At 32.6% G+C, this 12,775-nt stretch carries 9 protein-coding genes; 3 read left to right on the plus strand and 6 right to left on the minus strand.

Annotated elements, in window-relative coordinates; genetic code table 11:
- Positions 1-212: 212 nt before the first annotated feature.
- Positions 213-419 (minus strand): hypothetical protein, encoded by a 207-nt coding sequence (locus tag ABD692_RS06570; protein ID WP_316760523.1) that lies wholly within the window; start codon positions 417-419, stop codon positions 213-215.
- 130 nt (positions 420-549) lie between these two features.
- Between ABD692_RS06570 and queG the strand changes: the two genes are divergently transcribed.
- Positions 550-1,482 (plus strand): tRNA epoxyqueuosine(34) reductase QueG, encoded by a 933-nt coding sequence (gene queG, locus ABD692_RS06575; protein ID WP_344765918.1) that lies wholly within the window; start codon positions 550-552, stop codon positions 1,480-1,482.
- Here queG and ABD692_RS06580 read toward each other — a convergent pair whose 3' ends face one another.
- The 4 genes from ABD692_RS06580 to ABD692_RS06595 form a co-directional block, all read right to left on the minus strand.
- Positions 1,483-3,159 carry a hypothetical protein gene (locus tag ABD692_RS06580; RefSeq protein ID WP_344765919.1) on the minus strand — a complete coding sequence of 559 codons (1,677 nt, stop codon included), beginning with the start codon at positions 3,157-3,159 and terminating at the stop codon, positions 1,483-1,485. It lies immediately after the preceding gene.
- Positions 3,160-3,223: 64 nt separating this feature from the next.
- Complete coding sequence (locus tag ABD692_RS06585) at positions 3,224-4,057, minus strand: helix-turn-helix domain-containing protein (protein ID WP_344765920.1); 834 nt, start codon at positions 4,055-4,057, stop codon at positions 3,224-3,226.
- Between the two features lie 104 nt (positions 4,058-4,161).
- Positions 4,162-6,021 carry a M1 family metallopeptidase gene (locus ABD692_RS06590; protein ID WP_344765921.1) on the minus strand — a complete coding sequence of 620 codons (1,860 nt, stop codon included), beginning with the start codon at positions 6,019-6,021 and terminating at the stop codon, positions 4,162-4,164.
- 76 nt (positions 6,022-6,097) lie between these two features.
- Positions 6,098-7,045, minus strand: a complete 948-nt coding sequence (locus ABD692_RS06595) for an exonuclease domain-containing protein (RefSeq protein ID WP_344765922.1) — start codon at positions 7,043-7,045, stop codon at positions 6,098-6,100.
- A 186-nt stretch (positions 7,046-7,231) separates the two neighbouring features.
- Here ABD692_RS06595 and ABD692_RS06600 point away from each other — a divergent pair, with 186 nt between their 5' ends.
- Both ABD692_RS06600 and ABD692_RS06605 read left to right on the plus strand, forming a co-directional pair.
- Entirely contained in the window at positions 7,232-9,205 is a 1,974-nt protein-coding gene (locus ABD692_RS06600; RefSeq protein ID WP_344765923.1) for a transglutaminase domain-containing protein, read from the plus strand.
- A 1-nt stretch (position 9,206) separates the two neighbouring features.
- Positions 9,207-11,114: a DUF3857 domain-containing protein gene (locus ABD692_RS06605; RefSeq protein WP_344765924.1), complete on the plus strand. Its 1,908-nt coding sequence runs from the start codon at positions 9,207-9,209 to the stop codon at positions 11,112-11,114.
- A gap of 145 nt (positions 11,115-11,259) precedes the next feature.
- Here ABD692_RS06605 and ABD692_RS06610 read toward each other — a convergent pair whose 3' ends face one another.
- Complete coding sequence (locus ABD692_RS06610) at positions 11,260-12,714, minus strand: SDR family oxidoreductase (protein ID WP_344765925.1); 1,455 nt, start codon at positions 12,712-12,714, stop codon at positions 11,260-11,262.
- Between the last annotated feature and the right edge of the window lie 61 nt (positions 12,715-12,775).

Consider the following 12,775-nt stretch of genomic DNA (forward strand, 5'->3'; position numbering starts at 1 on the left):
AGCAGAAATTATTAACTTCTACTCCTTTTTTCTAACCCAATCTTAAAGGGACTTTTTCAGTGCCCTCAAATTATTGGCGGCTATTTTTAGTTATAAATATTTTAGTTTATTAATAATTAAGAACCAATTAATGTCAACAAAAAAAGCAGCCAAGTTTATTGGCTGCTTTCTTAATTACAAATTATAATTTCTTTTGGATTTACATCTGCTAATTATTTGCGCAGTGCAAACCATACAATTAAACCAATTATTATTGCAATTGGTAAAATCCATCTCAATACAGAACCTGCACCGTTTTCGTCTCTTTCAGTAACTGCTGGTTTCCCTGGCCCTGGATCTGCTTTATGACTTTCGTAATCTTTTTCAATCGGTTTTGGGGCTTCCCCACTTTCCGCATGTTTTGGATCTATGTTTTCCATTAGTGAATGTTTTAGTAGTTATTTGAGCCAATGGTTGTTAGAAAATCAATTTGGCTCATATTTAGTTTTCAAAATAACAACAAGTGATTAGTTAAAAGGTTTTAATTCTAAGCGCTATCTTTGCAACAAGATGTACAACAATTCTGCAAAATATAGCAAGCTAATTAAAGATGAGGCCATACGCCTTGGCTTTTTAGATTGTGGCATTTCAAAAGCAGAATTTTTAGAAGAAGAAGCGCCGCGATTAGAAAAATGGTTAAACAATAACCATCATGGCGAAATGAAGTATATGGAAAATTACTTCGATAAAAGGCTCGACCCTCGCCTGCTCGTAGATGGTGCGAAATCGGTAATTTCTCTTTCGCTGAATTATTATACTGAAGATAAACAGGTAGATCCAAATGCGCCAAAAATATCTAAATATGCTTACGGCCAGGATTATCACACTGTGATTAAGGATAAATTAAAAGAACTTATTTTTTTTATTGAAGAAAATATTGGTGAAGTTTCTGGTCGTGCTTTTGTCGATTCGGCACCAGTTTTAGATAGAGCGTGGGCAAAGCGCTCTGGAATTGGCTGGATTGGTAAGAACTCTAATCTAATAAGTAAAAATAACGGTTCGTTTTTCTTTTTAGCCGAGCTGATCATCGATTTAGAATTGGATTACGATCATCCTTTTCAAACTGATCATTGCGGAACCTGCACCAGATGTCTGGATGCTTGCCCAACTGATGCCATTATTGCACCACAAGTTGTTGATGGTACAAAATGTATTTCTTATTTAACCATCGAATTAAAAAACGAAATTCCATCAGAATTTAAAGATAGAATGGATAACTGGATGTTTGGCTGCGACATATGCCAGGATGTTTGTCCATGGAATCGTTTCTCCAAGGCGCACAATGAAGAAGCATTTAAACCTGAAAGTGGATTACTCGATTTGAATGCGAAAGAACTTACTGAAATTACTGATGAAGTTTTTAAGAAAGTATTTAAAGGCTCGGCAGTTAAACGAACTAAATATGTTGGCTTAAAAAGAAATATCGATTTTCTAAAGTCATAACTAAAGCTGTATATCAAATTTATCAATCCAAACAACCTTTCTATCGTAAGTTTTTTCGAAATTATTGATTATTAACTCTTTATTATAGATCGGTTTACGCTCTATTTTTTTAACCCCGTTCACAAAAACAACAACAGGCTTATTTACATCAACCATTTCTGGTGAAATAAATATGGATAAAGATTTTACATCTGAAGTTTCAATATTAAATAGATTGTTTTTGTAATTGCCCTTTATCGCACCAGATTTCCGAGGAAAATTAAATGCTTTTAATAAAGTATCAGTTGCCGTAATCTTATCATTTTTTTGGTCGTAGTTAACCAATTTTAAAATATCGAAATTAATATTTCTATGCCAATCGCTACGTTTTGTAACTGTATCTAATTGATTAATCTGTATCCAATCTGCTTTACCATATTTTACGTCATCACATTCCCAATAAATTGTGGGTTGAAAAGCATTTCTCTTGCGACCCGCTAAATCTCTAAAAATCATTGGATAAACAGGTTCTGATTCATCAAATTGCGGAAACCAATGTGGCCAACCAATATAACGATGATCTTGATAATCGGCTTTTAAATCTGTCATAATAACATTCAAGCTATCATTAGCGTCTGGCGGATAATAGTAATCTGCATTTGTTGAAACATTAAAATAAGAACGATTTAAAACGTTTTTAATAAATGTACCACCAGTTCTAATTTTAGATTGAGTATTGAAGCCATAAAAACCCGCAAACGGATTTTGTTGCTTCATTAAATAAGAAAACGAACCTGTTGCCCCATTTGAATGCCCAGTAATGAAGACTTTATCATCATCTATATTTATCGATTGTTTAATTTCTTTGAGCATTTCAGGAATCATAAAAAACCCATCATCAGGTGCCATCCAATTATACTTTTTTGATCCCTTTGGGTAAACCATGATAACTTGATTTAAAGCAGCATATTTAGTATAAAACCGATTCCAATCGCCCAATATAGATTCGTTTTGATATTCTGCAAGCGTATTGATTTGAACGGCACCATGTAAAAAGAACATAATTGCGTAGCTCTTTTTAGGGTTGTAGTTTGCAGGCAAACTCACAAAATATGAAGTAGATAAACTATCTGTAACCTTAAATTTTATTGAATAATTTCGCTGTTTTTTACTTTTAAAATCATTAAAAGACTTAATCATTTGATATACTTCTGCTCCAGTTTTAGCTTTAGGAAAGGTTAATGTTTTAAATCTGCCTGTTTCAAATTCAAACTGATTGTCTTTCAATTTTTTGAAAAAAATATCTTTCATACTTTGCGCTTTTCCTGCAATTAAAGTCCATCTTTTATCAACTAGTAAATTTTTATATTCTGATGTTGAATATCTGCTTGTTAATGAACTCCATGTGGTATTTAAATCGCTGTTTATTGACAAAAGTTTTTCAAGAAATTCGAAAGATTTGTCTAATTCCTTCAATTCAGCAGAGATTACGGCAGCTTTGTATAGACCTGTTTTATCAATAGAATTCGGATAAAGTTTAAAAGCCTTTTCGTACACATTAAGAGAATTTCGATAATCTGTGGTGTCTTTCGCCTCCCACATTAAATGCAATGCGCTATCTGCAAGCTTGTTGTAAGATTGTGCGTTAATTTTTGTTATTGAACAAACAAAGAGCACTAAAATCAGATATGGTTTCATCTTCTATTAATTTATAAAACAAAACTAATGAAGTGATGATATCAAAAATTGTAAAATTGGGACATTACCTCATAAAATTCCAAAAAGTATCTTCAGAACCTACAATTTTACCCTCTTTAAAAAACTGTGATGGGGTTAAATTAGTTAATTGTTTGCAAGCTTTTATAAAGTGAGATTGGTCTGTATAATGAACCTGATGAGATAATGAGGTATAATTACTTTGATGGATAGGTTTGAGCTTATAATCCATTAATTGCCTAAACCTAACTATCGTACGATATTTCTGTGGATTAGTACCAATATATTTTTTGAATAATCTATTTAAATGTTTTCTACTTATCCCTAGTTTCGATTCAGCTAATTCATCAATATTAAATTCATGATCAATGCCATGTAAAAGCGATATTGCCTTTAGCAAATAAGCATTATCGAAGTTTACAAAATTATCTAATAATCTATTATCAAGTAATGAAGTGATTTTATCTAAATTATTTTCGCCAAAAAGTTGAAGTATGAAATCGTTATCAAAAAAGCTTAAAGATGGTGAAGAAATTATTTTGCTAATATTTATATCTTCTCTAAGAAACTGATTGATTCCTAGCGGATTAAATACAATCCCAATTTTATGTACAGGACCATTTTGTGTTACCTTTAAAATTTTCTCTCTTAACGGTGTAAATATTTGAACTGGATCAGCATCTTTTTTAAAAGAGATAACCGAATGTTCTTTCAGAAAATCTACAACATGATTTTTATATAACGAAATTGTATTATTGAAATGTGGATAGCAAGTATATTGATTAAAGTAATTTAAATCATCGGCAATATCTAAGTAATAATAACTCACGTACTTTTGTATGATGTTATTTTTAGGCTTTAGAGTTTCAAATATTCTCATCAATTATAAATGACATTTCTTTTTTAAGAATGTTGCTTGTAAATTAAACAAAAAGACCATCATAAAAATAGCTTTTATGATGGTCTGAATGAAAAAAATATAATTTAATTCACTGAAAAGCTATTATCACTTTTAACTTTATCTGGTGTATGAGGATTACCCATTACAACCTTATTTAGTTTTTTGCTCGTTTTAACATTAACTGTAATCGCTGTTTCTCCCTTTTCCCAAACACCAATTGTGCTATGATTACGTTCTGTAGAACCATCATCATAAGTTAAAAGCAAATCAATTGGCAGTGCTTTTTTGCCTTTGTTTTCGATTACAATTGCATAACCTAAATCAGTTTTGGTTGCAGATTTTATAGCCAAATCCAAAACTCCACCATCAAAAAACCATGGTTTCCAAAACCAGTTTAAATCTTTACCACTTCCTTCATTCATACTGTAAAAGAAATCGTAAGGCATTGGATGTTTACCATTCCAATTTTTAATGTAATTATGTAAGGCTTTAGTAAAAAGTTCTTCGCCTAAATAATCTTTAATAAAAAGGTAAGCTAAACCTGGTTTTGGGTATGAATTTGTAAACGAACCCGAACCTTTTAAATCAGGCGTTAAAGTCATAATTGGCGAATCATCTTTACCACCAGAACTCGAAGCTGTTGGCTGTACACCATATTCATCAACGATAGTAGAATCAATCATTGGCGAAATTAACCACTCGCCTATTGTTGCCCAACCTTCATCCATCCAGCCATATTTGGTTTCGTTTATACCCATATAAAATGGAAACATAGTATGAAAAATCTCGTGGTCGGTTAAAGTAATTGCATCTTCACGCTTGTCAACAGGATTATCATTCACCATCATTGGGTATTCCATTTGATCTAAGCCATCGAAAATAGTTTCGTGATTATATGGAAAAGGCCACTTTGGAAATTTAAAACTCATTGCTTCAACCGTTTTACGGGCAAAATCAATTACTTCGTAATAATCTTTGTGTTTTGGATTAAAAACGGCATCAACCCTTGTTCTTCTTTTCGTTAAAGAATCAACTACCAAACTCGATGATTTCCATAAATAATGATCGCTTAATGCAAAAACAAAATCAGTAACATTTTTAGCTTCGAATTTAAAGGTGTTAAAAGCTTTAGGTTGTGTTACTTTTTTATTCGCTAAATCGCTTTCAGTAATTATATCAATAACAGCATTATTTTTTTCCGCTGATGAAATTCTGGAAACAATTTCTTTCTGGAAGACTTCAGAAGGATTCTTTAAATCTCCAGTCGCCCAAACGCCATAACCACCAGGAACAGTAACTTCTGCATTAAAATTATCGAAGTCGTTATAAAATTCTTCTGCTCCTGTGTATGGATATTTGTTCCACCCATCCACATCATCGTAAACTGCTATTCTAGGGAAAAAGTAAGCAACAAAATCAGAGCCTTCATCTACCTGGCCAGTACGCATATGCGAACCTTTATTTAAAGTATAGTTATAAGTAATCGAAAACTTAATTGTTTTTCCAGGTAAAACTGCAGGAACATTTACGGTCATGTTTGTTCCATCAATATTGAAATCGGAAATCCCTTTTCCGTTAGCAACCAAACTTTCGATCGCTACACCCTCTCCTAAATCTGCTTCGGCGAAGCGAGCCTTTCTTGGAACTCCTTTTTTATAAAGATTTGGATATAATTTAAACCAAATCGTTTTTAAAGTATCAGGACTATTGTTTGTGTAAGTAACATCAACTTTTCCATTAAGCAATCGACTCACAGGATTAAAATTCACTTTTAAATTGTAATTGGATGAATTTTGCCAATATTTCTTACCCGGTTTTCCATCTTTACTCCTGGTTTCCTTTAGATAAGCATTTTGAAAAACTGGCTCAATTGGTAGCTGACTTTGTGCTTTTACAGCACTTACCCAAAGCATTACAAACGTTAATATTTTAAGGAATTTCATAGTTGTTTTTTAAAAGCTAAAGGCGCCGAAAGCACCAAATATTATTTAGTGCCATCAACGCCTTTAATTAAATTTATTATTTACCGAATTTCATTTTCAACTGCTCCAACATATCTGTATTTAATGGTTGCGCAGGTTTTTCCTGGGGTTTCGGTTTGTTAAATTGAGGCTTATTTGCAGGTGCAGAATTTTGAGGTCTAGGCGCTCGGTTTTCATTTTTCTTAGCATTAAACTTCGCCCACTCTTCATCTAATTTCTTCTTGGTATAGAGTGGAAAATCGCCATTCTTCATCCAGGCATAATAGCTTGGTTCTACACTAAAAACCTGTTCGGTAGTTTTTCCTTTATGCTTCCCGAAGTTAAAACAAACTTCATCCTTATCATTGTAAACTAATCTACCTGCAAAATCTACTGGTTTATTAATGTTTGTAAAAACATGCAGGGCCTCTACGTCATTAACAACAGGTTTACTTTTTATACCTTGTTTATTTTCGAATTCTTTGTCAGCATACATATCCAACTGACCAAGCAAAACTTTATAAGTTGCAATTACATCAGCTTCTGCAGCGTGAGCATTTATTAAATCTTCGTTACAATAAAATTTATAAGCTGCTTTAAGCGTTCGTTGCTCCATCTGGTGGAAAATATTCTGAACATCAACAAATTTTCGACCGTTCATATCGAAATTTACATCAGCTCTTAAAAACTCCTCTAAAAGCATTGGAATATCGAATTTATTAGAATTGTATCCAGCTAAATCACTTTCATCTAAAAATTCGGCAATTTCAATAGCCAAATCTTTAAAAGTTGGTTCATTTGCAATGTCCTCATCATAAATACCATGTATTAACGATGTTTGTAAAGGAATTGGCATTTCTGGATTAACACGCCAAGTTTTAACAAGCTCAGTACCATCAGGCATAGCTTTTAAAATTGCAATTTCTACAATTCTATCTGCACCAACGTTTACACCAGTTGCTTCAAGATCGAAAAAGGCTAAAGGGCGTTTTAAATTTAATTTCATTACGATAAATATAAGATTGAGGCCATTTGATTTAACAAATTGCCCATAATGTTTCTTTATTCAAAAGTGCTAAAAAGGTTTGATTTGTTTTGTAAAATCTGTGGGTAAATTCAAAAATATAATTGTCAAATTATTTTTGATTGTAATGCCGTAAATCTAAATTGCAATAAATTAACCAAACTCATAATGCGTAAAATTTTCTTGCTTCTCTCCTTTTCTTTTTTTGTTATTAATGCTTTCGCTCAAAATTTTCCATTCGGAGCAGTTACTTTCGATGATAATAATTTCGATAGAAACAAAATTGACAGTAATGCCAATGCTGTTGTTTTAAAAGAATTTGGCACCTCATCTATTCAAATCAGTGATAGAACTGGAAGTTTTGAATTGATATTTGAGTACCATGTAAAAATTAAATTATATAGCAAGGAAGGCTTCAAAAAAGCTAATGTTGTAATTCCAATTTATAAAGATGGCACTCGTGAAGAATTTTTAAACACCATTAAAGCATCTACATTTAATTTCGAAAATGGCCGATTTGTAGAAACCGAAATGGATAAAAAGGCGATTTTCACAGAAATTAAGTCAAGATATTGGGCATCTACAAAATTTACACTTCCAAATATTAAGGAAGGCTCGATTATCGAATATAGCTACCGTTTAGAGTCGCCAAACCTTTTTAACTTTAAAACCTGGGAATTTCAGAGCGATATCCCAAAAGTTTACAGCGAGTATTTAGCCTACATCCCTGCTGTTTACAATTATAATGTTTCGCTTCGTGGCTTTTACAAGCTTAGCAATAATAAAAGTGAAATTGCGAGAGAATGTTTAAGAGTTAATGGTGTTCCAATAGATTGCTCTAAAATTTGGTATGTAATGAAGGATGTACCAGCTTTCGTTGAAGAAAATTACATGACAGCTGCAAGCAACTTCAAATCAGCTATTTATTTCGAATTGTCTGACTGGCAAATGCCAGATGGAAGAAGACAGATTTACTCCAAAACCTGGAAAGATGTAGATTATGAACTAACCTCAGAAAAAACTTTAGGTTCGCAAATGAGGCGTAAAGACCTTTTCAAAGAAACAATACCCACAATTACCAAAAGTGCAACAGATGATTTAAGTAAAGCTAAAGCAGTTTACGAATACATAAAAAAACAAATTAAATGGAATAATTATTACGGAACGCGAAGCGAAGATAATATTAAGAAGGCTTTAGATATGCGATCTGGCAATGTTGCAGATATTAATTTAAGTCTTATTGCAGCATTATCTGCGGCTAATTTAGATACCGAAGCCGTTATTTTATCAACTCGCGATAATGGGACGGTAAATAAGCTCTATCCAATAATAACTGATTTTAATTACTTAGTTGCAAAAGTAAACATTGGTGATAAAAGTTATCTGCTCGATGCAACAGACCCCTTACTCCCCTTTGGCTTGCTACCTCTACGCTGTGTAAACGATCAAGGTCGGGTTATAAATCTAAAAAAAGCATCTTACTGGATTGATTTAACTGCTTTTCAAAAATCAACTTCTAGCTATATTATGGATGCTAAATTAAATGCAGATGGAAAAATTACAGGTACAATAACTATACATAATACTGGATACGAAGCCCTAAACAAACGTAAAGAGATTAAAAAGTATAATTCGATTGATGAATATGTTGAAAAATTAGATGAACGTTTACCAAAATTGCAAATATTAAAACATAACATAATAAATATTGATAGTGTAGAAAAGACTTTAACAGAGATTTATCAAATTGATTTTTCTCCAATGGGAAGTCTGGGAAATGACGAACTAAATTTTAGTCCGTTTTTTATTAATCCAATAGTGAAAAATCCCTTTAATTTAAACGAAAGAACTTATCCTGTTGATTTGGGTGCTGCATCAGAAGAACGTATAATTATAAGTATTGCTTTGCCTGGGAAATTTGATGTAAAAGAAAAACCGAAAGATTTAGCCATTGCCCTTCCTAATTCTGGTGGTAGATATTTATTAAAAACAAATATTGATGATAATCTTATAACATTTAGTCAAATACTCCAGCTTAGTAAAGCAATTTATCAGGCTGAAGAATACCCATACCTTAAAGAGTTTTACAGCAAGATTATTCAAAATCAGAAATCAGATCTTTTATTAAAAAAAGTTAAATAAAATGAGAATTATACTTTGTTTTTTTTGTTTTATTTTCTTCTACTCAGCAGCTTTTGGTCAAGATAATTATGATGCAGATTTAATTCCATCGAATTTAAAGAATCGGGCAAATGCGACCATTAGATCAGAAGAAACAATTATAGATATGCGTTCGCCAGATAACGTAATGTTGAGTGTTAAAAAAGCGATTACCGTATTGAATAAAAATGGAGAAGATAATGCAAGGCTGGTCCTTTTCTATGATAAAAATACATCAATAAAGAGCATTAAAGGCGAAGTTTACAACGCTTCGGGGATTTTAACCAAAAAATTTACGCAAAGCAATTTTAGCGACGAAAGTGCAGCCGATGGCTTTTCTTTATTTGTAGATAGTCGGGTAAAACATTATCTCCCATCCGAAAATATTTATCCTTATACAATAGTTTACAATTACGAAATTAGATATAAACAAAATCTCATTATCAGAGATTGGGTGCCGCAAAATGATGATGATATTTCTGTTGAAAAAAGCACTTATACTTTTATTTGCAAGCCAGTTGATGAGCTTAGAATTAAAGCTCAAAATTTTACAGGTAAGCCTGATGAATTAATTACCGAAAAGCAAAAAACTTTAACCTGGAAAGTTGAAAACTTATTTGCCGTTAAACCAGAGCCATTTAGTCCAGCAAGAGATACTTATCAAACCACAATAAAAATTGCTGCTAAAAACTTTACTTATTATAATCACAATGGCAGTTATACCAATTGGCCAGAATTAGGGAAATGGATTTATGATGATTTACTTAAAACACGTAAAACATTAGCGCCATCAACTATTGAAATGATAAAAGACCTGGTAAAGGATGAGAAAACTGATAAAGATAAAGCAAGAAAAATTTATCAATATTTGCAAAATAAAACCCGATATATAAGTGTACAAATTGGCATTGGAGGTTTTCAACCTGTATCTGCTGCTGAGGTTGACCGACTTGGTTATGGCGATTGCAAAGCTTTGGTTAATTATATGCAAAGCTTGCTCGATGTGGTTGGCATAGAATCATATTATTGCGTTGTCGAAGCTGGTAAGCAAAAGGTAAGTTTTGACCCTACTTATGCAAGTATGGTGCAGGGAAATCACATCATTTTATGTATGCCACTTAAAGGTGATACAACTTGGTTGGAGTGTACAAATCAAAAAATCCCTTTCGGTTTTTTAAGCACTTTTACCGATGATAGAATTGTACTTGCTTGCACGCCAGACGGAGGTAAATTATTAAGAACGCCGAAATTAACAACTTCGAATAATCTTCAAATTCGTAATGCTGAATTAACAATTACTTCAAATGGCGATGCGGCTGGAAAAATAAAAACTGTTTTTTATGGTTCGCAATATGATAATAATGAAAATATTTTTGATAAGCCTTTTGGTGAACAGCAAAAACTATTACTTAATGTCTATGATATTGATAATGTCAATTTTAAGGCTGTAAACTATATACTAAAGAAAGATATTAATCCCGAAGCAATAGAAAGTATAGACTTGAATATTAGAAATTATGCTGCCTTAAACAATAACAGAATATTTATTAAAACAAATGCGTTTAATACTCAGACTAGTATTTCGGAAATAAAAAACAGAACACAGCCTGTTTATATAAACCGTGGTTTTACAGATGAAGATACTATTGTTTATAATTTACCAGATGAAGTGGTAACCAGTATGTTACCTGAACTGGATAAAAAGTATAAAACTGATTTCGGGGAATATAACACCAAAATATCTTTAAATGGTAAAAAACTAACCTACTATAGAAAATTTGTTATGAATGATGGGACTTTTCCTGCGTCTAGTTATGTCGATTTTTATAAGTTTATAACAGAAGTAAACTCCTCCGATGGATTAAAAATTATTCTTAACTTAAAAAAATAATACCAAGCGCAATCCCCACAATCATAATCAAATACATTAATATTTCTGTCGAAGCGAAGCGTTTGTATTTTGTCCAGAAAGAGTAATCGTTATCTTTATTTGGCATCGATTTTTTATTTATGCGGCAAAAATAGTGATTTTAGGCTTAATTATTTATAACAGGTTTATATGTTGTAATCTGCTTTGCCATGCCTTTAAAAAGCACAATGTGAAACGGCCACATTGCATACCAATACATTCTTCCCCATAAGCCTTTTGGTCTGAAAGTAGCAATTTGAGAAAGAAAAGCCTGACCATGAAAGTCTATAAGTTTTAACTCTAACCAAGCTTCGCCTGGTACTTTCATTTCTGCATACAGCAATAATCTTTTACTTTTTTTATCCGCCAGCAAAACCCTCCAAAAATCCAAAACGTCGCCCGCTTGGATATCGGTGTTACTAGTTCGCCCTCTTCTTGTGCCAACGCCGCCAAACATTTTATCTAAAAATCCTCTAAAATGCCAAAGCCAATCCATATAATACCAACCTCTGTTGCCACCTATACTCCAAATATTTTCAAAAACCTCTTCAGCCTTTCGTTCAAAAGGCATTTTTACTTTATACTCAAGCGTGCCATTCTGCGGAACTTTTATTTGGTCCATAAAGTTCGATTGCAAATAACCTCTATTCAATGCATCCTTCCAGCTAGAAACAATCGAATTTTGGTCAATTTTTTCGAAAGCAAGATGTAATGATGCTGCATATGTTAAACATTTTCTTGGAACCACATCATGTATTCGATTATCCTGACAAACAACCTCATTTTTCATGCTTTCGACCAAACTTCTGGCAAGCGAATATGGCACTGGTGTAATCAAATTTAACCAAAGTGATGATAATCTGGGGGTTAAAACTGGAACAGTTACAATCCATCGCTTTAAACCTCGCTCTTTTGCGTAACCTATCATCATTTCCCGATAAGTTAAGATATCTGGACCGCCAATATCGAAAGTTTGATTGAATGACTTTTTATTGTGTAAAACACCAATTAAATAGGCCAAAACATCTCTGATGCCAATTGGCTGACATTTAGTTTTAACCCATTTCGGTGTGATCATAAAAGGGATTTTCTCTGTTAAATCTCTTATAATTTCGAAAGATGCACTCCCTGAACCAATAATTATTGCAGCCCTTAAAATTGTACAAGCAATGCCAGATGATTTTAATTCTTCCTCCACAGCTAATCTCGAACCTAAATGTTCAGACAGGTGCTCATCATTCGCAATTCCCGTTAGGTAAATAATTTGCTTACAATTGGTTTTTTTAATTGCTGATGAAAAATTTGATGAAGATTTTCTTTCCATTTCACCAAATTCGGAACCACTAGATGACATGGAGTGAACCAGATAATATGTTGCATCAATATCGCTTGGTATAGCTGTTAAACTTTCGAGATTTAGTAAATCTCCTTCTATAATTGTAACCTGTTTGCTTAGATTAGATTGTGCCGCAAAACGTCTTTTATCGCGAACCATACAAATAATTTCATGTTCCTGCTCTAAAAGTAAAGGCAATAGTCTTGTTCCAATGTAGCCGTTAGCACCAGTAAGTAATATTTTCATACAAGAATTTCTTCTTGAATAACACTTGAAAACTTTCTTTGTTACAGCCATCATTAAATTG

Source organism: Pedobacter ginsengiterrae (assembly GCF_039537385.1).
Taxonomy (GTDB): Bacteria; Bacteroidota; Bacteroidia; order Sphingobacteriales; family Sphingobacteriaceae; genus Pedobacter; species Pedobacter ginsengiterrae.

What these genes read in the sequence shown, in the direction of transcription:
- ABD692_RS06605 (WP_344765924.1), top strand. Translation starts at nt 9,207, where the DNA reads ATGAGAATTATACTTTGTTTTTTTTGTTTTATTTTCTTCTACTCAGCA.
- ABD692_RS06590 (WP_344765921.1), bottom strand. Translation starts at nt 6,021, where the DNA reads ATGAAATTCCTTAAAATATTAACGTTTGTAATGCTTTGGGTAAGTGCT.
- queG (WP_344765918.1), top strand. Translation starts at nt 550, where the DNA reads ATGTACAACAATTCTGCAAAATATAGCAAGCTAATTAAAGATGAGGCC.
- ABD692_RS06595 (WP_344765922.1), bottom strand. Translation starts at nt 7,045, where the DNA reads ATGAAATTAAATTTAAAACGCCCTTTAGCCTTTTTCGATCTTGAAGCA.
- ABD692_RS06585 (WP_344765920.1), bottom strand. Translation starts at nt 4,057, where the DNA reads ATGAGAATATTTGAAACTCTAAAGCCTAAAAATAACATCATACAAAAG.
- ABD692_RS06570 (WP_316760523.1), bottom strand. Translation starts at nt 419, where the DNA reads ATGGAAAACATAGATCCAAAACATGCGGAAAGTGGGGAAGCCCCAAAA.
- ABD692_RS06610 (WP_344765925.1), bottom strand. Translation starts at nt 12,714, where the DNA reads ATGAAAATATTACTTACTGGTGCTAACGGCTACATTGGAACAAGACTA.
- ABD692_RS06600 (WP_344765923.1), top strand. Translation starts at nt 7,232, where the DNA reads ATGCGTAAAATTTTCTTGCTTCTCTCCTTTTCTTTTTTTGTTATTAAT.
- ABD692_RS06580 (WP_344765919.1), bottom strand. Translation starts at nt 3,159, where the DNA reads ATGAAACCATATCTGATTTTAGTGCTCTTTGTTTGTTCAATAACAAAA.